The 23,852-nt window shown below is 67.7% G+C and carries 22 protein-coding genes; 16 read left to right on the top strand and 6 right to left on the bottom strand.

What is annotated here, in order from left to right:
• Nucleotides 1–33: 33 nt before the first annotated feature.
• From F3H57_RS12400 to F3H57_RS12370, 7 genes are all read left to right on the top strand, one after another.
• Complete coding sequence (locus F3H57_RS12400; protein ID WP_149756230.1) at nt 34–492, top strand: Lrp/AsnC family transcriptional regulator; 459 nt, start codon at nt 34–36, stop codon at nt 490–492.
• 317 nt (nt 493–809) lie between these two features.
• Nucleotides 810–2,567, top strand: a complete 1,758-nt coding sequence (locus tag F3H57_RS12395) for a sensor histidine kinase (RefSeq protein WP_149756229.1) — start codon at nt 810–812, stop codon at nt 2,565–2,567.
• Nucleotides 2,568–2,583: 16 nt separating this feature from the next.
• The gene (locus F3H57_RS12390; protein ID WP_149756228.1) at nt 2,584–3,807 is read left to right on the top strand and encodes a sigma-54-dependent transcriptional regulator; all 1,224 of its coding nucleotides are present in this window, start codon (nt 2,584–2,586) and stop codon (nt 3,805–3,807) included.
• A 236-nt stretch (nt 3,808–4,043) separates the two neighbouring features.
• Nucleotides 4,044–5,048, top strand: coding sequence for a DctP family TRAP transporter solute-binding subunit (locus tag F3H57_RS12385; protein WP_188129677.1), 1,005 nt, complete (start codon nt 4,044–4,046; stop codon nt 5,046–5,048).
• An 80-nt stretch (nt 5,049–5,128) separates the two neighbouring features.
• Nucleotides 5,129–5,818, top strand: coding sequence for a TRAP transporter small permease (locus F3H57_RS12380; protein WP_149756227.1), 690 nt, complete (start codon nt 5,129–5,131; stop codon nt 5,816–5,818).
• A gap of 4 nt (nt 5,819–5,822) precedes the next feature.
• On the top strand, nt 5,823–7,199 hold the full coding sequence (locus F3H57_RS12375) for a TRAP transporter large permease (RefSeq protein WP_149756226.1): 1,377 nt from the start codon (nt 5,823–5,825) through the stop codon (nt 7,197–7,199).
• Nucleotides 7,200–7,265: 66 nt separating this feature from the next.
• Complete coding sequence (locus F3H57_RS12370; protein WP_149756225.1) at nt 7,266–7,901, top strand: hypothetical protein; 636 nt, start codon at nt 7,266–7,268, stop codon at nt 7,899–7,901.
• Nucleotides 7,902–8,159: 258 nt separating this feature from the next.
• Here F3H57_RS12370 and tpiA read toward each other — a convergent pair whose 3' ends face one another.
• Nucleotides 8,160–8,909, bottom strand: a complete 750-nt coding sequence (gene tpiA / locus F3H57_RS12365) for a triose-phosphate isomerase (protein ID WP_149756224.1) — start codon at nt 8,907–8,909, stop codon at nt 8,160–8,162.
• 160 nt (nt 8,910–9,069) lie between these two features.
• On the opposite strand from tpiA, the gene F3H57_RS12360 reads away from it, so the two are divergent.
• The 3 genes from F3H57_RS12360 to F3H57_RS12350 are packed head-to-tail and all read left to right on the top strand — an operon-like array spanning nt 9,070 to nt 12,246.
• A complete protein-coding gene (locus F3H57_RS12360) occupies nt 9,070–10,008 on the top strand; it encodes a hypothetical protein (protein WP_149756223.1) in 939 nt (312 codons plus the stop codon).
• A complete protein-coding gene (locus F3H57_RS12355; RefSeq protein WP_149756222.1) occupies nt 10,001–10,954 on the top strand; it encodes a hypothetical protein in 954 nt (317 codons plus the stop codon). The genes F3H57_RS12360 and F3H57_RS12355 overlap by 8 nt, the downstream gene beginning before the upstream one ends.
• Complete coding sequence (locus F3H57_RS12350; protein ID WP_149756221.1) at nt 10,951–12,246, top strand: hypothetical protein; 1,296 nt, start codon at nt 10,951–10,953, stop codon at nt 12,244–12,246. Before F3H57_RS12355 ends, F3H57_RS12350 begins: the two co-directional genes overlap by 4 nt.
• Here F3H57_RS12350 and F3H57_RS12345 read toward each other — a convergent pair.
• The 3 genes from F3H57_RS12345 to ilvC all read right to left on the bottom strand — a co-directional run bounded on the left by F3H57_RS12345 (nt 12,216) and on the right by ilvC (nt 16,082).
• Nucleotides 12,216–13,394, bottom strand: a complete 1,179-nt coding sequence (locus tag F3H57_RS12345) for an HPP family protein (RefSeq protein ID WP_149756220.1) — start codon at nt 13,392–13,394, stop codon at nt 12,216–12,218. The two genes, F3H57_RS12350 and F3H57_RS12345, sit on opposite strands and share 31 nt — an antisense overlap.
• Before the next feature lie 154 nt (nt 13,395–13,548).
• A complete protein-coding gene (gene opgC / locus F3H57_RS12340; protein WP_149756219.1) occupies nt 13,549–14,787 on the bottom strand; it encodes an OpgC domain-containing protein in 1,239 nt (412 codons plus the stop codon).
• A gap of 233 nt (nt 14,788–15,020) precedes the next feature.
• Nucleotides 15,021–16,082 (bottom strand): ketol-acid reductoisomerase, encoded by a 1,062-nt coding sequence (gene ilvC / locus F3H57_RS12335; protein WP_149756218.1) that lies wholly within the window; start codon nt 16,080–16,082, stop codon nt 15,021–15,023.
• Between the two features lie 93 nt (nt 16,083–16,175).
• On the opposite strand from ilvC, the gene F3H57_RS12330 reads away from it, so the two are divergent.
• The 3 genes from F3H57_RS12330 (at nt 16,176) to F3H57_RS12320 (ending at nt 18,384) form a co-directional block, all read left to right on the top strand.
• A complete protein-coding gene (locus tag F3H57_RS12330) occupies nt 16,176–16,631 on the top strand; it encodes an Lrp/AsnC family transcriptional regulator (protein WP_149756217.1) in 456 nt (151 codons plus the stop codon).
• Entirely contained in the window at nt 16,628–17,083 is a 456-nt protein-coding gene (locus F3H57_RS12325; RefSeq protein ID WP_149756216.1) for an Lrp/AsnC family transcriptional regulator, read from the top strand. Before F3H57_RS12330 ends, F3H57_RS12325 begins: the two co-directional genes overlap by 4 nt.
• Nucleotides 17,084–17,259: 176 nt before the next feature.
• A complete protein-coding gene (locus F3H57_RS12320; RefSeq protein ID WP_149756215.1) occupies nt 17,260–18,384 on the top strand; it encodes an aminotransferase class V-fold PLP-dependent enzyme in 1,125 nt (374 codons plus the stop codon).
• Between the two features lie 143 nt (nt 18,385–18,527).
• Here the strand turns inward: F3H57_RS12320 and F3H57_RS12315 are convergent, their stop codons facing one another.
• Both F3H57_RS12315 and F3H57_RS12310 read right to left on the bottom strand, forming a co-directional pair.
• A complete protein-coding gene (locus F3H57_RS12315) occupies nt 18,528–19,319 on the bottom strand; it encodes an ABC transporter permease (RefSeq protein WP_149756214.1) in 792 nt (263 codons plus the stop codon).
• Nucleotides 19,316–20,038 carry an ABC transporter ATP-binding protein gene (locus F3H57_RS12310; protein WP_149756213.1) on the bottom strand — a complete coding sequence of 241 codons (723 nt, stop codon included), beginning with the start codon at nt 20,036–20,038 and terminating at the stop codon, nt 19,316–19,318. The genes F3H57_RS12315 and F3H57_RS12310 overlap by 4 nt, the downstream gene beginning before the upstream one ends.
• A gap of 187 nt (nt 20,039–20,225) precedes the next feature.
• Here F3H57_RS12310 and F3H57_RS12305 point away from each other — a divergent pair, with 187 nt between their 5' ends.
• The 3 genes from F3H57_RS12305 (at nt 20,226) to F3H57_RS12295 (ending at nt 23,772) form a co-directional block, all read left to right on the top strand.
• The gene (locus F3H57_RS12305; protein ID WP_149756212.1) at nt 20,226–20,753 is read left to right on the top strand and encodes a CoxG family protein; all 528 of its coding nucleotides are present in this window, start codon (nt 20,226–20,228) and stop codon (nt 20,751–20,753) included.
• Nucleotides 20,754–20,839: 86 nt separating this feature from the next.
• On the top strand, nt 20,840–21,325 hold the full coding sequence (locus tag F3H57_RS12300; RefSeq protein ID WP_149756211.1) for a (2Fe-2S)-binding protein: 486 nt from the start codon (nt 20,840–20,842) through the stop codon (nt 21,323–21,325).
• 80 nt (nt 21,326–21,405) lie between these two features.
• The gene (locus F3H57_RS12295; RefSeq protein ID WP_149756210.1) at nt 21,406–23,772 is read left to right on the top strand and encodes a xanthine dehydrogenase family protein molybdopterin-binding subunit; all 2,367 of its coding nucleotides are present in this window, start codon (nt 21,406–21,408) and stop codon (nt 23,770–23,772) included.
• The last annotated feature ends 80 nt before the right edge of the window (nt 23,773–23,852 follow it).

Below are 23,852 nucleotides of genomic sequence, written 5' to 3'. Positions count from 1 at the left end.
AGCGGGTTCCGGGATCGGGCAGAGGATGGAACGATGGTTCGCATCGACGAGACGGATCGGAAAATCCTGATCGAATTGCAGCGCGACGCGAGCCAATCGCTTGACGAGATCGCGAAAGCGGTGGGCTCCTCCAAGACGCCGGTCTGGAACCGCATCCGCAAGCTGCGCGAGGCCGGGGTGATCGGCGCGCAGACGGTGACGCTCGATGCCGAAGCGCTGGGATTCGAGGCCTGTTTCTTCGTGCTCATCCGCACGTCCGAGCACGAGGCCGACTGGCAGCGCCGCTTCCTGCAGGCGCTGCAGACCCGCCCCGAAGTGCAGGAAGCGCACCGATTGGCGGGCGACATCGACTACATACTCAAGGTGCGGGTGAAGAATGCGCGCGCCTACGACGTCTTCTACCAGGCGCTGATCTCGGAGGTGAAGGTGCTGAGCGTGACGGCGCTTCTGTCGATGGAGGAGATCAAGTCGACAACGGCGCTGCCGCTTTGAGGTGTGGCATGCGGTGCGCTGCCGCGCGCCGAGGGCGTGACATCGGAAAGGTGACGCTTTGGGTCCGGTGTCTGGCCAGGCTGGGCCGTAGGCTCGACCTGCTGATAGGCGCCTGAGGGGCCGATCCGCCCCTCGCGGCGCCAAATCCGTGGTCTGGCGGCCCTGCCCCCGCGTCAAGGACGGGCCTCGCATGCGCGCGGTCACCTTCGGCGATCCTTGACACGGGATCGGACCGCGGACGCCCGGTTGCCGGCAGCGCGCGCCCGTGCCGGAGGGGGCTGGTGCGACGGTGGGCGCGCTTGGTAGATGAGGGCGTGATGGCAGGGTCTTTTTCGCGTGCGCCCTTCGTGGCGATCTTCCTGGCCGCCGCGGCGATCGTCACCGCGGCGAGTTGGAGCTACGGGGTGCGCGCCGCGCTCGATCCGCTGGCCGCGCGCGGGCGGTCGGACCTCGCTTTGGCCGCCGACCGGCTGGTCACGCAGCTGCAGCGCTATCGCGAGTTCGCAGTGCTGATGGCCGATCACCCGCTGCTGACTGCGCGCCATACGGGTGGCGACCGGGACGCGGCGGACCGGGTGTTGCAGGAGGGTGCCGACATGACCGGGTCGCTGTCGGTGGTCTACGCGGACCTGTCGGGTGACGTGCTCGCCGCCTCTCGCGGGCCATGGCCGCAGCGGATGGGCGCGCTGCCGTTCTTCGAGAGAGCCCGGAGCGGCGCGCTCGGCGCCAGGCTGGAGACGGTGCCGGCGCGCGCGCCGGACGACACGCCGGCGCGGCGGGTCTTTTCCTACGCCGCGCCGCATTTCGGCGCCTCGGGCCGGGTCGAGGGGGTCCTCGTCGTGTCGGTCGATCTCGCGCGGCTGGAGGAGGTCTGGCGCGGATCGCTGCCCACGGTCTATTTCACAGATGCGTCGGGCAGCGTCGTCGCCACCAACCGCTCCGAGCTTCTGGGCTGGCGCCGGGGGGAGGGCGATCGGGTGATCTCTCCTGCCGGGCGCGTCTACGAGGTGGAGACGGTGCGCCGGGCGGGGCACGTGATCCGGAGGCAGGACTGGTCGCCCTACGTGCCCGAAAGCGCCCTCTATCTGACCGAGGCGCTGCCGGTGATCGGGCTTGACGCCTCGGCGCTGGTCGACGTGGCGCCGGCGCGGCGGCTTGCGGCGCTGCAGGCGAGCGCGGTTTTGGCGGTGGTGCTGTTCTTCGGCGCGCTGCTGTTTCTCGCGACGGAGCGGCGGCGGGCGCTGGCCGTGGCCAACGCCGACCTGGAAAGCCGGGTGTCGGCGCGCACCCGCGATCTGTCGGAGGCCAACGCCGCGCTCCGCCGCGAGGTGGCGGAGCGGCAGGAGGCCGAGGCGCGGCTCACCCGGGCGCAGGCGGAGCTGGTGCAGGCCGGGAAGCTCTCGGCGCTGGGCAAGATGAGCGCGGGCATCAGCCACGAGCTGAACCAGCCGCTGATGGCGATCCGCTCCTTCGCGGAGAACGGCGCCGCCTTCCTCGACCGCGGCCGGCCGGAGCGGGCGGCGGAGAATTTCGCCCGGATCTCTGAGATGGGCCGACGCATGGGCCGCATCATCCAGAACCTGCGCCTCTTCGCACGGCAGGAAAGCGCGCCGGTGGGGCGGATCGAGCTTGGCGCGGTGCTGCAGAGCGCCATCGAGCTCAGCGAGGCGCGGCTTGCGCGCGAGGGCGTGACGCTGGAGCGGCCTGTGCTGGCGGAACCGATCCATGTGCGCGGCGGCGAGGTGCGGCTGGGGCAGGTCTTCGTCAACCTCATCTCCAACGCGGCGGACGCGATGGCGGGGCAGGACGACAAGCGTCTGACCATCCGGGTGGAGGACGGCGCCGCGCCGCGCGTATCCATCGCCGATACCGGCCCCGGCATCGCGGAGCCCGAGCGGCTGTTCGATCCGTTCTACTCCACCAAGGCGGTGGGCGAGGGGATGGGGCTTGGCCTGTCGATCAGCTACGGGCTGGTACAGAGCTTCGGGGGCACGATCCGCGGCGAGAACGCCGCGGCCGGCGGCGCGGTGTTCACCGTGGAACTGGAGCGCTGGGAGGACGCGGAGGCCGCATGAGGCAGAAGGTGGGGCAATGACTCGGCGGGTGCTGCTGGTGGACGACGACGCCGCGGTGCGCGAGGCGCTGGGCCAGTCGCTGGAACTGGCCGAATACGATGCGCTCACCGCCGGGAGTTTCGTGGAGGCCAAGGACTATATCGGCCCTGATTTCGAGGGCATCATCGTCTCGGACATCCGTATGCCCGGACGGGATGGCTTTCACCTCCTGGACTTCGCCCACGCTGCCGACCCGGATCTGCCGGTGATCCTCTTGACCGGGCAGGGCGATATCCCGATGGCGGTGCGGGCGATGTCGGCGGGCGCCTTCGACTTCCTCGAGAAGCCCTGCGCTCCCGCGGACCTCGTGGCGGTGATCGCGCGGGCGCTGCGTACCCGCGAACTGGTGCTCGAGAACCGCCGCCTGAAGGCTGAACTGGAAAGCGGCGATCCCGCCTCGCGGCTGATCTTCGGGGTCTCCGACAAGGCCGCCGCGCTGCGCGATGCGGTGCGGCAGGCGGGCCGTGCGGGGACGGAGGTCCTCGTCTCCGGCGCGCCGGGAACGGGGATCTCCAAGGTCGCGGAAGTGGTGCATCTGTGTTCGGCCCGCGCCAAGCGCAGCTTCGAGAAGCGCGCCGCCGAGGGGCTGGATCGCGCGGCGCTGGAAACGCTGTGGCAGGCTTCTGCCGGGGGGACGCTGTTTCTCGACAACATCGCGCGGCTGCCGAGCGACAGCCAGGTGGCGCTGTCTGACGCACTCGACCGCGGCGGCGCGACTCTGATCGCCGGCACCAGCGAGGACCTGCGCGCCGCGACCGAGGAGGGGCGGCTGGCGGCGGAGCTCTATTATCGCCTGCAGGTGATCGAGGTGCGCATCCCGGCTCTGGCGGAACGTCCCGAGGACATCCCGGTGCTCTTCCGCCACTATGTCGCTCAGGCAAGCGAACAGGCGGGGCTGAGCCCGCCCGAGATCACCGACGGCGTGGTCGCGGACCTCATGTCGCGGGACTGGCCGGGCAATGCCCGCGCGCTGATGTCCGAGGCGATGCGCTTTGCCATGCGGCTGCCGGGAAACGACGCGCCAGCCGAGGGGCTCGGCCTTGCCGAACAATTGGCGCGGGTGGAGCGCTCGCTCCTGGAGGGCGCGCTGGCACGGGCCGGTGGCCAGGCGAGCGAGGCGGCGCGGGCGCTGAAGCTGCCGCGCAAGACCTTCTACGACAAGCTCGCGAAGCACGGGCTGAAGCCCGAGAGCTTCCGCTGAGGGGAGCGTGCGGGTTTTCGCAATGTTGGCGGAAACAGATGTGCGGAAATCCACACATGTCAGGCGTCGCGCGATGGTTCGGAAGAATCCAGGCCGCTAATATTAAACGGTTTTATCTATTTTTGCGGAATATCGACTCCGCTGTTGCACGGCGGCGCAGGAATGGCTCTCTTTCCCCCGTCGGACCTCGGGGGAGAGGTTCGCACGACATGCAAAGACGTTCCGGGAGGACACCCATGAAGACATTCCTGATGGCCGCCACCGCCGTGGCGGCGCTTTCCGCGACTGCCGGCACTGCTCTTGCCGATTGCGACGACGGCGAGATCGTCATCAAGTTCAGCCACGTCACCAACACCGACAAGCACCCCAAGGGCATCGCCGCCTCGCTCCTGCAGGAGCGCGTGAACGAGGAGATGGACGGCTCCGCCTGCATGGAGGTCTATCCGAACTCCACCCTCTACAACGACGACCAGGTGCTTGAGGCGATGCTGCAGGGCGACGTGCAGATGGCCGCACCGTCGCTGTCGAAGTTCGAGCAGTTCACCAAGGTCTTCCGGATCTACGATCTGCCGTTCATGTTCAAGAACATCGAGGCGGTCGACAGCTTCCAGGCCTCCGAGGCCGGGCAGGAGATGCTGGAATCCATGGCTCGCCGCGGCCTGCTGGGTCTCGGCTATTGGCACAACGGCATGAAGCAGATGTCGGCCAACCAGCCGCTGCTGGAGCCGTCGGACGCCGAGGGGCTGAAGTTCCGAGTGCAGAACTCCGAGGTGCTGAAGGCGCAGATGCAGGCGATGGGCGCGAGCCCGCAGCCGATGGCCTTCTCGGAGGTCTACGGCGCGCTGCAGACCGGCGTTGTCGACGGGCAGGAGAACACCTGGTCGAACATCTACGGCCAGAAGTTCTTCGAGGTGCAGGACGGCATAACCGAGACCAACCACGGCATCATCGACTACCTCGTGGTCGTCGGCACCGACTGGTGGGACGGGCTCGATGACGGCGTGCGCGAACAGCTCGCTACCATCGTCCAGGAAGTGACGGAGACCCGCAACGCGGAATCCTACAACGTCAACCAGGAGGCCAAGCAAGCGATCATCGACGCGGGCGGCGAAGTGCGCCAGCTCGATGCCGACCAGCGCCAGGCCTGGGTCGACACGATGAAGCCCGTTTGGGAGCAGTTCTCGGGCGATGTCGGACAGGAAAACATCGACGCCGCACAATTGATCAACCAGAACTTCTGATCCGGTTGCATCGACTCGCCCGGCCCCCTGCACCCCGGGGGCCGGGCACTTGTGATCTGCTTGTCGGTAGGGGCGATCCCATGTCCAGAAAGTATCAGCCCGAGACCATGTTCGGGCGCTTCGTGCACGAGCTGGAGGAGACGGCGATCGCGCTGATCCTCGGCGCGATGACAATCATCACCTTCGTCAACGTGGTGCTCCGCTACGGTTTCAATACCGGTCTCATCTGGGGGCTGGAGGCGACGTCGCTGCTGTTTGCCTGGCTCGTTCTCTTCGGGGTGAGCTATTGCGTGAAGACGACCGCGAATCTCGGCGTCGATGCGCTGACCAACGTGATGCCGCCGGCGATCCGCCGTGGCATGGCGCTGGCGGCGGCGGCGATCTGTATCGTGTATGCAGCGCTCCTGCTGAAGGGCGCTTGGGATTACTGGGCGAATTTCGCCAACCTGCCGCAGACCACCGGCCGCTGGTATCCGACCGGCTTCGAGGAAATGACCCGGACCTCCTATCGCGGCTGGTACGAGGTGATCGACATCCCCTTCCCCGAATGGCTGCGCTGGATCCAGCCGGTGATGAACGAGGGCATCGATTACGAGAAGCTGCCGCGCTTCATCCCGTATTTCATCCTGCCCTTCGGCGCAGCGCTCCTGCTGTTCCGCTTCATCCAGGCGGGGATCCGCATCTGGACCGGAGAGCAGCACGGGCTGATCGTCAGCCACGAGGCCGAAGAGGCGATAGACGACGTCGCCGACATGAACCGCGGGGACTGAGATAATGGACGTCGCGATCCTTTTCATCATGGTCATCGGCCTGATGCTGATCGGCGTGCCGATCGCCGTCGCGCTGGGCTTTTCCTCCACCATCTTTCTGCTGGTGCTGTCGGACACCTCGCTGTCCTCCATCGCGCAGAGCTTCTTCCAGGCGATGGCGGGGCATTACACGCTTCTTGCGATCCCGTTCTTCATCCTGGCGTCGTCCTTCATGTCGACGGGCGGGGTGGCGGCGCGCATCATCCGCTTCTCCATCGCCATCGTCGGGCATTTCTCGGGCGGGCTTGCCATCGCGGGGGTGTTCGCCTGCATGCTCTTCGCCGCGCTTTCGGGGTCGAGCCCGGCGACCGTGGTCGCCATCGGCTCCATCGTCATCGCCGGGATGCGGCAGGTCGGCTATTCCAAGGACTTCGCCGCCGGGGTCATCGCCAATGCCGGCACGCTCGGCATCCTCATCCCGCCGTCCATCGTGATGGTGGTCTACGCCTCGGCGACCGACACGTCGGTCGGGCGGATGTTCCTCGCGGGCGTCATTCCGGGGCTTCTGGCCGGCACGATGCTGATGGTCACGATCTATCTGATCGCGCGGCTGCGGAACCTGCCCAAGGGCGAATGGCTCGGCTGGGGTGAGATCTTCGCCTCGGGGCGCGATGCGTCCTGGGGGCTGTTCCTGATCGTCATCATCCTGGGCGGCATCTACGGCGGCATCTTCACGCCGACCGAAGCCGCGGCGGTCGCGGCGGTCTACGCCTTCTTCATCGCCAATTTCGTCTATGCCGACATGGGGCCGCTGAAGACGGCGGACGGCCAGCGCAACCTGCCGCTCTGGAGAAAGCCGATCGCGCTGCTGACGGTGTTCGTGCACCGCGACACGCGCGACACGATCTTCGAGGCGGGCAAGCTGACCATCACGCTGATGTTCATCATCGCCAATGCGCTGATCCTGAAACACGTGCTGACCGACGAGCAGATCCCGCAATCCATCGCGCGGGCGATGCTGGATGCGGGGCTCGGACCGATCATGTTCCTGGTGATCGTGAACGTGATCCTGCTGATCGGCGGGCAGTTCATGGAGCCCTCGGGCCTTCTGGTGATCGTCGCGCCGCTGGTGTTTCCCATCGCCATCGAGCTCGGCATCGATCCCATTCACCTCGGCATCATCATGGTGGTCAACATGGAGATCGGGATGATCACGCCGCCGGTGGGTCTCAACCTATTCGTCACCTCGGGCGTGGCGGGGATGCCGATGATGCGGGTGGTGAAGGCGGCGCTGCCGTTCCTCGCCGTGCTCTTCGTCTTCCTGATCCTCGTGACCTATGTGCCGATCCTGTCCACCTGGCTGCCGACGTTGATGATGGGCCCGGAAATCGTAACTCGCTAGACCTCGCGGGAACCTCGGTGCGCGCGTCCCGTTCGGTCGGCACGACGGAATTGACAGGGGGCGCCCATGCCGAGCTGGATCATCGAGAATGCCGAGGTGATCGGCATGATCGCCAATGTCGCGATGGTGGTGGTGTGGATCACCTACCTCAATCTGTTCCTGGTCAGCTTCATGCGCCAGAACCGGTCGGTCCTGCATATCAGCCGGGCGGCGTCGGAGCATAGCAAGGGGCGCTGTCTGGTGACCAACATGGGGTCGCAGAACGTCTACATCCTGGCTGTGGTGATCGACATCGACACCGAGGACGGGCGCTCCCGCGCGCTGGTGACGGACCGCGAGGAGATGTCGGAGAACGATGTCGACGACATGCTCGAGCGCACGCTGCAGGGGCCGCTGGGCTCGGGCGAGGCGCGGGACATGGGCAGTTTCGAGGATCTCGCGCGGCGCGCGCAGGCCCGGTTGGGCGCGCCGTTCGACGTTCATTACTGCAACGGCATGACCATCACCGTCGTCGCGGCGCCGAACCAGGTGAAGAGCCTCGTGGGCGGTTGCAAGCGCTTCGACATCCGGGCGGTGGACGATCCGGCCGAGCCGCGCTTCGTGCCGACGACGCTCTTGTCGCCGCAGATCACCGGGCCGTTCAAAACCAAGCGCCTGGCGCGGATGATCAAGGAGCGCCCGGCCAGCGTGAAGCCCCGCTGACCGGATCACGCGGTGCGCTGCCGCGCGCCGAGGGCGTGATATCCCATAGGCGACGCGCTGTACCGGGAGGTCGGGTGGACCGGAAGGTCAGAACCATTTGCTGAGAGGCGCCTGAGGGACAGGTCTGCCCCTCAGGCGCCATGTCGATGGTCGGGCGGGCCGGCCACGCGTCAAGGACGCGCCGCCTGCGGCGGTGCCTTCGGCATCCTTGACCCGTAGCCGGCCCGCAATGGTCCGACGGCGAGGCGCGTCCGGGGCTCAGGCGCCGTGGAGAGCCTCCACGATGGGCAGGAAATCCCCGGCCTTGAGGCTGGCGCCGCCGACGAGCGCGCCGTCGACATTGGAGGTCGCGAAGATCTCGGCCGCGTTCGCCGCCTTGACCGACCCGCCGTAGAGCAGCGGGGTGGCCTCCGCGATCTGGGCACCGCAGAGGTCACTCAGGGCGGTGCGGAGCGCATCGTGCACCTCTGCGATCTGCGGCGGCTCGGCGACGCGGCCGGTGCCGATGGCCCAGATCGGCTCGTAGGCGACGACGAGGTTCTCGGCATCGGCGCCCTCGGGGATGGAGCCGGCGAGCTGGCCCTGCACCACCTCCAGGGTCTCGCCGGCCTCGCGCTGCTCGAGGCTCTCGCCGAGGCAGACGATCGCCTTGAGCCCTGCGGCCCAGGCGGCCGAGACCTTGGCGGCGACATCGGCGTCGCTCTCGCCGTGGTCCTGGCGGCGCTCGGAATGGCCGAGGATCACGTAGCGCGCCCCCGCATCGGCGAGCATCGCGGCGGAGACGTCGCCGGTATGCGCGCCGGCCTCGGCGGCATGGCAATCCTGCCCGCCGATGGCGAGCCCGCCCTTGGCGCGCTCGGCCGCAGCCGCGATGAGCGTGAAGGGCGGGCAGAGCGCGACCTCCGGGCCGTCCTCCGCCCCGGTGCCTGCGGCGATCGTGTCGAGTTCGGCCAGCGCGGCGGCGAGCCCGTTCATCTTCCAGTTTCCGGCGGCGAGCTTGCGGGCCATTCGCGGTCCTTTCCCTTTGCGCGTCGGGTGGCATGATCACCCCGAGCGGGCCGAGGTCAAGCCCACCACCTGACACGAATGACAGCTCGCGCGGGTCCGTACGCGCCGCTAGCGTAGCCGCAGCATTTTGATCTTCTTGGTTTGCTATAAGGATTTTCGGATGTCAGGAGGCGCACAGGCCCCCCATTATATCGCCGCACAGGCCGCATTCGAGGGGGCGGAGAACGCGGATTCAGGCGATGTCGAACTTCAGGACATGGCCGAGGATGCCGCGGATGCCGGTGAGGACGCGCTCGAACAGGCCGAGGCCCAGGCTCACATATACGACCAACTTCCCGATCGGGTAAGGATCCATGCGCTCGAGGCGGCGCTGAACGAGGTCGAGAACCAGCAGGCGGCGATGCTGAACCGGCTCCGGGCGCTGGAGGGGGTGCGCGTCGCACAGGTGGATGGTGAACAGAACCAGTTCGCAACGATCCGGCAGAAGCAGCGGCGTATGGTCTGTCTGGGCTCGGTGCTGTTCGGCACGCTGGGGGTCTCGGTGGTGGCCGGGGGAACGCTGATCGGCCTGCAATTGGCCAGCGTGATGAAGACGCTGAAGGAACAGGAGACGGCGCACAAATCCTCCGGCGGGGGAGGCGACGGCACCACCGGCGGCGCTGAGGACGACGACGACGCAAAGGACGTCGAAGAGAAGATGCAGACTGTGGCGCAGACCACGATCGACGAATGGGCCAAGCTCCCGAACGCGCTGCTTTGGGACGCGATCGCGCGCGAGGCTTTCGAAGGCGACCCGGTCTGGAGCCTGCGCACCTGGGCCTTCGTCACGCGGATGCTCAGCAAGATCCTCAAGTCGATGGAAGCGTCGGGGCGCATCGCCGATCCCGGCGCGCTGGCGGTCGACCGGGCGGTGGTCGACGCCGATTTCGTCACCTGGCGCGATTCCAACGATCTCGACGCGCGCTGGATCTTCGACCTCTCCGACCGGCGCGTGCCCTCCGACAGCGACAACGCCGGCGAGCTGCAAATCCGGGCGGCGCGGATGGACTATCTCGCGCAGATGTTCACCAGGGCCGAAGAGACGCTCGACGATGCCTGATCCGCTCTGGGATACGGCTCAGCCGGGGGCGGTGCCGGTCGCGGTGCTGCCGAACGCGGTCGTGGAAAAGCACTTCGTCGCGCCGACGAAGTTCTGCGCCACGCGCGAGCTGACCGAGGCCGAGCGCGCGGGGGGCGGCACCGATCCGTCCAGCGGCGGTTTCGCCTTCCGCCGGCGCATCGGCATCGACGAGGACGACAACGATCCGCCCTTCATGCTGCCCGACCCGTGCAACGTGCTGACCGCGTTCTTCGACTTCCTGCCGGGCATGGCTTATGACGAACAGGGCGATGGCGAATACTACGTGGACTACGGCGTCGGCCTGAACCAGTGCGAGCAATCGATCGCCATGCTCTTCGTCAACCGGCTGTCGGCACCGCTCAGCGTCACTCTCGATGGCGGCGCGGCCTATCACGGCACCGTCGACCACTTCCCCGCAACGCGAAGCTGGGACGCGCGGCACAATCATCACCGCTGGGAGGATGCCGGAGACAGCTGGACCATCCCGGCGGGTGAGCGAAAGAACGACAAGGCGGGGATCGGTCTGGTCACGTTCTCCTGGACCGGGCTGGCGATCGGGACCGCCGCGGGCTTCACGCTCAGTTCCGACGATCCTAACCTCGAGACGCCGCTTTGGCTCGCCGCGCAGGCGGCATATGGCTCCTACCAGGGACGTTATCGCTCCGTTGCGATCACCGACGATCTGACCGGAACGCTGAACGACTTCTACCTGGCCAAGGCGGACGACATTCGCCGATCCTGTTCCGGCGTCGCGCTGAAGCGCGGGCAGGGCAAGGACGCGAAGGCGAACTACACCGCCGATGCGTGGCTGGCGCAGATCGATCCCGCCCCGACCGGATCAACTCGCCATGTCGGGCTGCGCGGGCAGTCCTTCACCACGCAGGTCGTCGTCGTCGTGGACACCGACGGAAAGGGCGCGACATGAACCCGCTTTCCATTGCCGAACTGGCGCTGTCCTTCTCGACCAATACCTGTTTCGGGCTTCTGGGTACCGACGTCGGCAAGAACCACAGCGGCAAGCTCGGCGTCGGCTCCATCGTCTTCGGGCTCGCCTCCATGGCGCTGGGGATCTACTCGGCCTCGCAGAAGGCCGCGCCGATCCCGCCGCTCACCCGCAAGGACCTCGACACCGCGAACGAGAAGTTGCGTGGAGAGATTGCGGACGACACCTTTGCCGACGAGGTGCTGGACCGGGTGACCGAGATCCAGACCATCGCGCAGGAGGTCAACGACGCGATCGAATACGCGCTCGCTGACGTGAAGAGCCGCAACCGGCTGGAGCCGGACGTCGACGAGATCCTCAACAACGACTGGCGTGCCTATTACGACGCGTTCAAGAAGACCGACGGTTACCAGCACACCTGCCTCGTGAACGCCAACTGGGCGGCGGCGCAGAGCCACCGGCTCTACGATACGCTCGACCTCTACACGCTGGCGGGGTCGGTCTATCTCAGCCTCAACCAGATCTGCCTGATGGTGGAGTGGAACGACTACATCAACTCGCCCACCGCCGATGCCGAATACATGAAGGCCAAGCATCGCTGGTGGAAGAGATATGTCCACTGGCGGGACGTGGAGATGGCCGATTACCGCGACGAGCTGGCCGCCTACCAGGACGCGATGGCGCTGAAATACGGGCCGGGCCACGGCAATCCGGGCTTCTACTGGGGCGCGGGGCGGGCCGCTCCGACCGCAGATACGGGCAGCTATGTCGCGCAGCCCACCAAGCCCGAGCCGCCGGAAGAGCCGAAGACCACGCCGCAGATGTATTCGCAGCTGACCACCAGCGTCTACGCCGTGAACATGAAGAAAAGGGTTGCCGATTTCATCAGCCATGCCGAAACGGTGGTCTCGGATATGGAGGCGCAGCTCGCCCGCCACCGGAAATTGCAGGACGAGGTGCTGAGCCCGGGCCTCAAGAGCTATCCGTTCGAGCCTACTCATATCAGTGAGCTGGAAGGCTTCGTGTCGATCTGGAAAGTGGCCTATCAGGCGGCGAACGAGGGAACCGGAGAGTACTGGACCCAGCAGCATCACGATGTGTCCGCACTTCAGGTCGAGCTGATGAAGGGCATCGAATGGGCAGGGCTGCGCGACGACAAGCTGATCGCGGTCGCCGGTTTCTCGGCCGACCGCATCGCCACCTTCCGCAAGACAATCGACAACTGGAAGGCCACGCAGACGGCCTATGCCGACGTGGTGCTGCCGGGGGCCTGATCCATGCGGACGGCGCTGCGTGCCAGCGCGCCGATAAGGTCGGTGCGCGTGACCATGCCCACGACACGCCCGTACTCCACGACCGGCACGGCGTCGACGTCACCGTCTGCCATCATCGGCAGCAGCGCACCGACGGGGGTCTTCGTCGTCGCGCGCGGGCCGGCGACGCTCATGATCTCTCCGGCGGTGACCGGGCGGTCGCGCGTCCGGTCGAGAAGGCGCCGCAGCGCCGGCAGGAAGCCCCGGTCGAGCCGCAGCGCGTCGTCGCGCGCCTGGCTGATCAGGTGCAGCTGGAAGATCACCCCGAGGAAACGGCCCTCCGGCCCGACCACGGGCAGCGACGTGATCCTGTGCCGCCGGAAGAGGTCCGCCACAGCGCCGAGGCCGGTGTCCGGACCGATGGTGATGAGGTCGCGGGACATGATGTCCTCGGCCGCGAGCGGGCCGGAGGTCTGGGCGGCGGCCTGTAATTCCGCCGCGCCGATCAGCCGGGCGAGGTCCTCCACCCCGAGGTTGAAGGACTGGCTGTAGCTTTCCAGCAGGCCCGACAATTCGTCTTCCGACAGGCCGAGGCGTTCAGAGGGGTTGCGGTCCCCCGTCTGATGCTTGCTGCGATCGTCGAACTGCCGGAAAGGGTAGTGCCGGCCGGTCAGCCGGGCATAGAGCGCCGCGATCGCGACGAGCGCGACTGTGCCCGCCGCCACCGGCGCCAGAGCGAACCAGAATCCGAGGCGGTCGACGGCCTCGGGGCTCATCGCGGCGGTCATGGCGACGGCGCCCGCCGGCGGGTGCACCGCCCGGCAGAGGATCGTCGCCGTGATCGCGAGCCCCACGGCAAGGCCGATCCGCAGGGCCGGGTCCGCGACCGTCAGGCAGACGGCCACGCCGACCAGCGCGGCCACGGTGTTGCCCACGACCGCCGACCAGGGCTGGGCGAGCGGGCTGTTGGGCACCGCGAACAGCAGCACCGAGGTCGCCCCGAAAGGGGCCACGAGGTAGAGCCCGAGATCTAGGTCGATCTGCGGCGACAGCAGGAAAAGGCCGGTGAGGCCGAGCCCGATCAACGCGCCGAGACCGGCGCGGACCGCCTCCGTCGCGGAGACATGCGCCACCGCCGGGCCGAGTGATCGTGGAAATTGCAAGAGCATGCGCCTTTTTTGCCTGACATGCACAAACTTTCATCACGATGAGGAAAGTGCAACGGCAGGCGCGGCGCTGTGCGCGAACGAAAGCGGCCCTCGCGGATCATAGCGAGGGCCTCGGTTTCCAGAGAGCCCTGGTTCGGCGCGTGCAGCGGACGCCTCAGCGCCCCGCGGCGGCGGGTTCCGGCACCGGCATTTTCAGGCCCGGTGCGCCGCGCGAGGCCGACGGCTCCCGCCGGGCCTTCTTCGCCGCGACGCTGCGGGCGTGCAGCCAGGCCACCAGGTAGAGCGGGATGATCGACGCGAGCACCGCAAGGTTGGACACGAGCGGTCCGGCCGAACGCCCCTGCATGCCCCACATGATCAGGTAGACCATCACCACATGCGCGGTGAAGACCTGCAGCGAATGCTGCCCGAGGAACACCAGCGGCCTGCGCGTGAACAGCCATTCGATGCCCTGCGCTACGCGCGACAGGACGCGGTTGCCGCTGTCCGGCGCGGCGATCAGCAGCCACGAGACCACGTAGAGGTCGAGCGCGAAGTTCGTCAGGTAAATGTAGTCCATGTTGCCGCGGTCGAGACGGTCGTAGGCAAGGCTACGCATTTCCTGAGGCAGGTAGCCCAGGTTCAGCGCCCGGTCGAAGAGCGCGTACATGACCACGCCGCCGAGTGCCGCCCAGAACCCCAGACGCGCCGCGCGTGTCCTCATCCAGGTGTCGTCAAACTGGTCGCGCGCGAACAGGAAGCCGAGCCAGAGCGCGAAGAAGTAGATGACCTGCCAGGCGAATACGTTGAAGTAGATGCCGATGTTGATGCCGGCGCCGATGTCGCGCAGCGCGCCCTCGATCGGGGCCTGCGCCGCGTCGGGATAGCCGAGCTGCGCGATGATCCAGGCCACCGCGCTCAGCCCGAAGACCCATTTGGCGTGACCCCGCGCGAAGGCGATGAGCGCCAGGGGCGTGATCAGCATCATCCACATGTAAAGCGCGAGGATGCCCAGGTGCATCGACCCGGTCAGGAGGCCCAGCGAGGCGAGGGTGAAGGCCACCGGCTGCGCCACGTACTGCGCCAGCACGTTGGGCGCAAAGCCGTAGGCGGCCAGCCCCAGCGCCGCGGCGGCGAAGCCGAGGATCATCGCGGCCTGGTAGGTGTAGATCGTGCGGATGCGTTTCAAAACGCCGATCCGCATGCCCGCGGTGCCCTTCTTGTCCATCAGCTTGGTGTAGACCAGCCCGACGACGAAGCCCGAGATGAAGACGAAGCCCTGCGCATCCTCGACAAAGCCGAGCGCGTGGTGGTTGTAGAACCCGGGGATCGACCAGAACTGCCCGGTCGTATGGGCTATCATCATGAACAGGAGGAAGAACCCCCGGAATCCGTCGAGCAGTGTCAGGCGCATGGTTGTCTCCTTGGGCGCGCGCGTGGCGGGGCGCGCGACGAGTCCAGAAGCCAATGCGCCACGCACGAAAAAGTGCCCGGCCCTTGAGAATAATCTGACGGTGGGGGTGCGACGTGCCGATTGTCGCTCACAAATTGTGCAAGTCGAGCGGATTCGCGCCAGCGACGGACAACCCAAGGGGCCGATGGCGGCCAGATGTGCCGGCGCCGCTCGCGCGGCGCCGGCAGCGGGCTTCAGTTCTTCGACTTGTCGACCATTTTGCCGGCCGAGATCCACGGCATCATGCCGCGCAGCTTCTCGCCGACTTCCTCGATCTGGTGGGCGTCGTTGCGGCGGCGGATCGCCTTGAACGACGGCTGGCCCACGGCGTTCTCCTGCATGAAGTCACGCACGAAGCGGCCCTGCTGGATATCCTCCAGAACGGCCTTCATCCGTGCCTTGGTCTCGTCATAGGGCAGGATGCGCGGGCCGGAGACGTACTCGCCGTACTCGGCGGTATTCGAGATCGAGTAGTTCATGTTGGCGATGCCGCCCTCGTAGATCAGGTCCACGATCAGCTTCACCTCGTGCAGGCACTCGAAATAGGCCATCTCCGGCTCGTAGCCGGCCTCGACCAGAGTCTCGAAGCCCATGCGGATCAGCTCCACCAGGCCGCCGCAGAGGACCGCCTGCTCGCCGAAGAGGTCGGTCTCGCATTCTTCCTGGAAGTCGGTCTCGATGATGCCCGAGCGGCCGCCGCCGATTGCCGAGCAATAGCTGAGGCCAAGCTCCAGCGCCTTGCCGGTCGCGTCCTGGTTCACCGCCACGAGGCAGGGCACGCCGCCGCCCTTGGTGTATTCGCCGCGCACGGTGTGGCCGGGGCCCTTGGGCGCCATCATGATGACGTCGACGCCGGGCTTGGGCTCGATCAGGCCGAAGTGCACGTTGAGGCCGTGCGCGAAGGCGATCGCTGCGCCTTCGCGCAGGTTGTCGTGCACGTACTTCCTGTAGGTCTCGGCCTGAAGCTCGTCGGGCATGGTGAACATGATCAGGTCGCACCAGGCGGCGGCCTCGGCGATGCCCATGACCTGCAGGCCCTCGGCCTCGGCCTTCGCAGCCGACGACGAGCCTTCACGCAGCGCCACGGCGACGTTCTTGGCGCCGGAATCGCGCAGGTTCAGCGCGTGCGCGTGCCCCTGGGAGCCATAGCCGAGGATGGCGATCTTCTTGTCCTTGATCAGATTGATGTCGCAGTCGCGATCGTAATAGACCCGCATGTCCGTCTCCTTCCGGGTTGTCTTTGTGACCCGCAGCATAGGCAATGCGCTTAAAAACGATTTGCGAAATTGAGTATGGCTAGACAGCTTGCGCCCTTTTCATTCGCCCGTCGGCGTCTTAGTGCAGGATTCATGCTCGACGATACAGACCGCCGCATCCTGCGCCAGTACCAGTCCGCGCCCGGCGACGGGCTGGCGGAGCTTGCGACGCGCTGCGGCGTGACGGCGACGACCCTGTCGCGACGGCTCGACCGGCTGCGCGCGCGCGGCGTGCTGCGCGCGGTGCGCGGCGTGATCGACTGGCAGGCGCTCGGCTACTCGGTCGAGGTGTCGCTGCGCGTGACCCTGGACAAGAGCGCGCCGCGCGCATTCGAGGAGTTTCAGGCCGAGGCCCGCAAGGTGCCCGAGGTGCTGGAGATCCAGACCTTCCTCGGCCAGGTCGACGCGCGGCTTCTGGTGATCGCGCGGGACCTTGCGCATTACCAGACGCTCTACCGCGACCGGATCCTGGCGCTGCCGCACATGACCGACGTGGAGGCGCTGATGCATGTCGCGCGGCTGAAAAGCGACGAGACGCTGCCGATATGATCGACCTCGACGACACCGACCGCGCGCTGATCCGCGCGCTGGCGGAGGACGCCACGCTCTCGGCCGGCGCGCTCGGCCGGCAACTGGGACTGTCGCAGCCCGCCGCCTGGCGGCGCATCAAGCGGCTGGAGGAGGCGGGCGTCTTCCGCGGCCGGCGGCTGGAACTCGACACCGCGGCGCTTGGCCTCGGCGTCACGGTGTTCCTGGGCGTCAAGCTGGCCACCAAGGGGCGGGCGAGCCTCGGTGATTTCGAACGCGCGGTGCAGGCGATCCCCGAGGTGCAGACGGTGGAACACGTCCTTGGCATGTACGATTACCGCCTCCGCGTCGTCGCCCGCGACATCCCGGATTTCGAGCGGGTGCTGCGGCGCCGGATCATGGCGCTGCCGGGGGTCGGCAGCCTCGACGCGAACGTTCTTCTGTCGGAGGAGCGGCGGCCCGGCCCGCTCTGACGAAGGGGACGGTCCTCTCGGGGCGACGTGCCGATCGGAAACGAATTCTCGTCCCTGTGGCGCGGCCGCGGCATTTCGGGCGCGCCCAGGCGGCGCTTGCTCTTGGACCCGGCGGGCCGGGGCGGTACGTCGAACGCGACCATCCCGCCCGTTGCGGGACCCAAACGGAGGTGTTCATGGCTTTGCTCGACAATGTCGATCCCGGCGGGCTCGACGAATTCTCGGTGGTGTTCACCGACCGCGCGCTCAACCACATGTCGGCCGCGTTCCAGCAGGTGATGCGCGACGTCTCGTCGATGCTGCGCGAGGTCTACGGCGCGCACTCCGTCGCCGTGGTGCCCGGCGGCGGCACCTACGCGATGGAGGCCGTCGCGCGCCAGTTCGGCCAGGGCGCCGACATGCTGGTGGTGCGCAACGGCTGGTTCTCCTATCGCTGGAGCCAGATTTTCGAGGCCGGGGGCTTCGGTGGCGACGTCACCGTTATGAACGCGCGCCAGACCGGCAACACGCCGCAAGCGCCGTTCGCCCCCGCGCCGATCGAGGAGGTCGAGGCGGCCATCGCCGAGACGAGGCCGCAGGTGGTCTTCGCCCCGCATGTGGAGACGTCGGCGGGAATCATCCTGCCGGACGAATACGTCACACGCCTTGCCGCGGCGGCGCACGAGGTTGACGCGCTGATGGTGCTGGACTGCATCGCATCAGGCTGCGCTTGGGTCGACATGGCGGCGACCGGCGTCGACGTGCTGATCTCCGCGCCGCAGAAGGGGTGGTCGGCGACGCCGTCGGCCGGTCTGGTGATGTTGTCGGAGCGTGCCGCCGCGCGGCTGGAGGAGACGGCCTCCAACTCCTATTCGCTCGACCTGAAGAAATGGCGCGCGATCATGGCGGCCTACGAAGGGGGCGGGCACGCCTACCACGCGACGATGCCGACCGACGGGCTGCGCGCCTTCCGCGATGCCATGGTGGAGACCCGCGACTTCGGTTTCGCCGCCGCGCGCGAGGCGCAGTTCGACCTCGGCGCGCAGGTCCGCGCGGCGCTGGCTGAGCGCGGCGCGACCTCGGTCGCGGCCGAGGGCTACGGCGCGCCCGGCGTGGTGGTGAGCTACACCGCCGATCCCGAGGTACAGTCGGGCCGGGCCTTCGCGGCGGCGGGCACGCAGATCGCGGCGGGCGTGCCGCTGCAGGTGGGCGAGCCCGAGGGCTTTTCGACCTTCCGGCTGGGGCTCTTCGGGCTCGACAAGCTGCGGGACGTGAAGGGCACGGTGGCACGGCTGGAGCGGGCTTTCGACGCGGCGCTCTGACGGCGCCGTGCGTGGGGGCCAGCCCCCACACCCCCGGAGTATTTGAAGCCCAAAGAAGACCGGGCGCGGGGCTGGCTTCTTTGGGCCCGCAAATACTCCCGCCGGAGGCGCCCGGGGCGGGGCCGGGCGCGCGGCCCGGGGACTCAGCCCTTCCGTCGCACGAGGCTCCGCGCCGGATCGTACCCCCAGAGCGCCAGCGCCAGGAAGACGGCGAGCGACAGCGCCACCCACAAGAGCGCCCAGCCGTTCCAGCTGGTGTAGAGCGCGAAGCGGATCAGCTCGACCGCATGGGTGAACGGGTTCGCCGCGCAGATATCGCGCAGGAGGCTCGAACTCTCCTGCATCTTCCACAGCGGGTAGAGCGCGGTGGACAGGAAGAACATCGGGAAGATGACGAAATTCATCACGCCCGCGAAGTTCTCCAGCTGCTTGATGAAGGACGAGATGGCGAGCCCCAGCGCGCCCAGCATCAGCCCCGACAGGAGCAGCGCCGGCAGCGCCGTTAGGTAGCCGAGGGGGCGCATCTCTATGTCGAAGAGCCAGGCGATGAAGAGGAACGCATAGACCTGCAGGATGCCGATGGCGGTGGAGCCGAGGAGCTTGCAGAAGAGGAGCCACCCGCGCGGCAGCGGCGCCGTCAGCAGGAGCCGCATGGATCCGGTCTCGCGGTCGTAGACGAGGCTGAGCGAGCTTTGCATGCCGTTAAACAGAAGGATCATGCCGCACAGGCCCGGCACGATGTAGGTCTCGTAGGTGATGTAGGTCTGGTACGGCGGGATGATCGACAGCCCCAGCGCGGCTCGGAAGCCGGCGGCGAAGACCAGCAGCCACACCAGCGGGCGCACGAGCGCGGCGAGGAAGCGTTCGCGCTGGTGCACGAAGCGCAGCGCCTCGCGCAGGACGATGGCGCGCAGCGCGATCAGGTAGGGCCTCATGCGGGCGCCCCGGTCGCGGTGAGGAAATAGTCCTTGAGCGGCGCGTCCCCGCGCAGCGCGCCGCATTCGCCGTCCGCCAAGACGCGGCCGCGGTGCAGCACCACCAGCCGGTCGCTGTCGCGCACCTCGTCGGTCAGGTGCGTGGCCCAGAGCACGGTGAGCCCGTCCTCGGCGCAGAGCCGGTGCACGTGATCGGTGATCGCCTGCCGCGAGGCGGCGTCGAGGCCGACGGTCGCCTCGTCCAGCAGCAGCACCGAGGGGGCATGGATCAGCGCCCGGGCGATCTCCGTGCGGCGCTTGTGGCCGCCGTTGAGGTCGCGCACCCGTTCTCCCGCACGCTCGGCGATCGCCAGCCGGTCGAGCGCGGCGTCGATGCGCCCGCGCGCCTCGGCGCCCGACAGCCCGTGCAGGGCGGCGAAGTAGCCGAGGTTCTGGCGGATCGTCAGGTCCTGGTCGAGCGTCGGCGACTGGAACACCACGCCCATGCGCGCGAGCGCGGCGCGCGGCGCGCGGGCGATGTCGTGGCCGGCGACCTCGATCCGGCCCTCGGCCGTGGTGAAAAGCCGTGTGAGCAACCCAAAGAGCGTCGACTTGCCCGCGCCGTTGGGGCCGAGGAGCGCCGCGAACCGCCCCGGCGCGATGTCGAAGGACACCTCCTCCAGCGCCGTCTTCGCGCCGTAGCGGAAGGTCACGTCCGCCACGCGCAGTCCTTCGCTCATCGCTGTCCTCCCCGCTTTCTTGCGGCGACACTAGAGGCCCGCGCGCGCGGCGGCAAATGCCCACCATCGTCGGACCCGGTCGGATCGGGGGCTGGCGCTCGCCCGGCGCGTCTAGGAGAATGGTCCTATTTCGCCCCATCCGCCGCGCCCCTAACGTGCGGCCCAAGGACCCGGAGAGGACATCCCCATGCAGATGAGCGACACCCGTGAGATCCAGGCGGACCGGGAAACGGTCTGGGCCGCGATCCTGAGCCCCGACGTGCTTCAGGCCTGCGTGCCCGGCTGCCAGGAGCTGACCGGCACGCCCGAGGACGGCTACGAGGCGACGGTGGTGCAGAAGGTCGGCCCGGTGAAGGCGACCTTCAAGGGCCAGGTGACCGTCTCCGATATGGACAAGCCCAATTCCCTGACGCTTTCGGGCGAGGGCAAGGGCGGCGCCGCGGGCTTTGCCAAGGGCAGCGCGGCGGTGCGGCTCGAGGAGGCCGGGGAGGGCGTGACGAAGCTTTCCTACGACGTCGACGCGAAGGTGGGCGGCAAGCTCGCGCAACTCGGCTCCCGCATCATCGACGGTTTTGCCAAGAAGATGGCCGACCAGTTCTTCACCCGCCTGCAGGAAGCGATCGAGGGCCCCGCCGACGAGGCCGAGGCGCCCGAGGCGGAGGAGACCCCCGGCGAGGCCAAGAAGGGCTGGTTCCGGCGGAAGATCTCCGGCTGAGCCGCGCCGCCTTGACAGGCCGGGGGCGCCCCGGGCCAAGTGACTGACGAGACAGCATTGAACGCTATCCAATCTGGGAGGAAGGCATGACCGAGGTGACGATGACGGTGAACGGCAAGTCCGTGCGCCGGGCCGTGCGGGGCAACGAGCTTCTGGTGGAGTTCCTGCGCGAGCAGCTGCGCCTGACCGGCACGCATGTGGGCTGCGACACCAGTCAGTGCGGCGCCTGCTGCGTGCATGTGAACGGCGAGCTTGTGAAGGCGTGCTCCATGTTCGCGGCCGAGGCCGAGGGCGCGGAGGTCACCACGATCGAGGGTGTGGCGAACGCGGACGGCTCGCTCAACGTGATCCAGCAGGCGTTCCAGGACCATCATGGCCTGCAATGCGGCTTCTGCACGCCGGGCATGGTGATGTCGGCGGCCTCGCTCCTGAAGGAGAACCCCAAGCCGACCGAGGCCGAGGTCCGCCACTGGCTGCAGGGCAACATATGCCGCTGCACGGGCTACCACAACATCGTCAAGGCGATCATGGCCGCGTCCGGTCAGGACGTCGCCACCGTCGCCGCCGAGTGATTCCGGCCAAGTAGGGTGGGCGATCCGCCCACCGGTCGAATAGAGGCGGCGCGCCCGCCACCCCAGGGAGGACAAGCCACATGCCGAAGGATCATGGCATCGGAGCCAGCACGAAGCGCCGGGAGGACGTGCGCTTCCTGACCGGCGCCGGGAATTACACCGACGACGTGAACGTCTGGGGGCAGGCCTACGTGGCCTTCGTCCGCTCGGACGTTGCGCACGGCACGCTGAACGGCGTCGACACGGCCGAGGCCGAGGCGATGCCGGGCGTCATCCGCGTCTTCACCGGCAAGGATTTCGAAGGGGTCGGCTCGATCCCCTGCGGCTGGCAGATCACCGACCGCCACGGCGAGCCGATGAAGGAGCCGCCGCATCCCGTGCTCGCGCAGGGCAAGGTGCGCCACGTGGGCGATCCGATCGCCGCCGTCGTCGCTGAGAGCCTGCAGGAGGCGCGCGACGCCGCGGACGCCGTGGTCGCCGACATCTCGGATCTGCCCGCCGTGGTCGACATGAAGCAGGCGGTGGCTTCGTCCGATACACTGGTGCACGATGATCTCGGCACCAACCTCTGCTACGACTGGGGCTTTGTGGAGGAAAACCGCGAGGCCGTCGACAAGGCGATCCAGGAGGCCGCACATGTCACCACGCTGGAGCTGGTGAACAACCGCCTCGTCGCCAACCCGATGGAGCCGCGCGTGGCGGTGGGCGATTACAGCCGCGCGGATGACATGTCGACGCTCTACACCACCTCGCAGAACCCGCACGTGATCCGGCTCCTGATGGGTGCCTTCGTGCTCGGCATCCCCGAGCACAAGCTGCGCGTGGTCGCGCCGGACGTGGGCGGCGGCTTCGGCACGAAGATCTTCCACTACGCCGAGGAGGCGTTCTGCACCTTCGCCGCCCGGCAGATCAAACGCCCGGTCAAGTGGACGTCGACGCGGGGCGAGGCGTTCATGTCGGATGCGCACGGGCGCGACCACGTCACCAAGATCGAACTGGCGATGGATGCGGAGAACAACTTCACCGCGCTGCGGACCGAGACCTACGCCAACATGGGCGCGTACCTGTCGACCTTCGCGCCTTCGGTGCCGACATGGCTGCACGGCACGCTGATGGCCGGCAATTACAAGACGCCGCTGATCTACGTGAACGTGAAGGCGGTGTTCACCAACACCGTGCCGGTGGACGCCTATCGCGGCGCAGGCCGGCCAGAGGCGACCTACCAGCTCGAGCGGGTCATCGACAAGGCGGCGCGCGAGCGCGGCGTCGATCCGATGGCGCTGCGCCGGCAGAACTTCATCACCGAGTTTCCCTACGCGACGCCCGTCGCCGTCGAATACGACACCGGCGATTACAACGCGACGCTGGACAAGCTCGAGGAGATCGCGGACCTCGCCGGCTTCGACAAGCGCCGCGCCGAAAGCGAGGCGAAGGGCAAGCTGCGCGGGCTCGGGATCAACTGCTACATCGAGGCCTGCGGCATCGCGCCGTCGAACCTCGTCGGGCAGCTCGGGGCGCGCGCGGGCCTGTATGAAAGCGCGACGGTGCGGGTGAACGCGACCGGCTCGATTTCGGTGATGACCGGCTCGCATTCCCACGGGCAGGGGCACGAGACGTCCTTCCCGCAGGTGGTGGCCGAGATGCTCGGCATTCCCGAGGATCAGGTCGACATCGTGCACGGCGACACCGCCAACACGCCGATGGGCATGGGCACCTACGGGTCGCGCTCCATTGCCGTGGGCGGCAGCGCCATGGTCCGGGCGACCGAGAAGATCATCAACAAGGCCAAGAAGATCGCGGCGCACCTGATGGAGGCGGCCGAGGCCGATATCGAGCTCAAGGACGGCGCGTTCTCGGTCGCGGGGACCGACAAGTCGGTGGCCTGGGGGGATGTCTGCCTCGCCGCCTACGTGCCGCACAACTACCCGCTCGAGGATATCGAGCCGGGGCTGGAGGAGACGGCGTTCTACGATCCGTCGAACTTCACCTATCCCTCGGGCGCCTATTGCTGCGAGGTGGAGGTCGACCCCGAGACCGGCCATGTGACGGTGGAGCGTTTTGCGGCGGCGGACGATTTCGGCAACGTCATCAACCCGATGATCGTCGAGGGGCAGGTCCATGGCGGCGTCGCGCAGGGGATCGGGCAGGCGCTGCTCGAGAACTGCGTCTACGACGAGACCGGGCAGCTTCTGTCGGCCTCCTACATGGACTACGCGATGCCGCGGGCGGACAACGTGCCGATGGTGACTGTCGACCATTCCTGCCAGACGCCGTGCACGCACAACCCTCTGGGAGTGAAGGGCTGCGGCGAGGCGGGCGCCATCGGCTCGCCGCCATCGGTGATCAACGCGGTGATCGACGCGCTGCATTCGGGCGGGTTCACCCATGTGACCCATATCGACATGCCGGCGACGCCGAACCGCGTCTGGGCGGCGATGCAGGGCTGACGTGACGAACGCCGGGGGGCCAGCCCCCCGGACCCCCCGGAGTATTTGTAACGAGAAGAAGGGCAGGACGCTTCTTCCGT

This window comes from Roseivivax sediminis (assembly GCF_900112685.1).
Lineage (GTDB): Bacteria > Pseudomonadota > Alphaproteobacteria > Rhodobacterales > Rhodobacteraceae > Roseivivax > Roseivivax sediminis.
The sequence above is the reverse complement of the archived record's forward strand: the minus strand, read 5'-3'. Positions and strand labels throughout refer to the sequence as shown.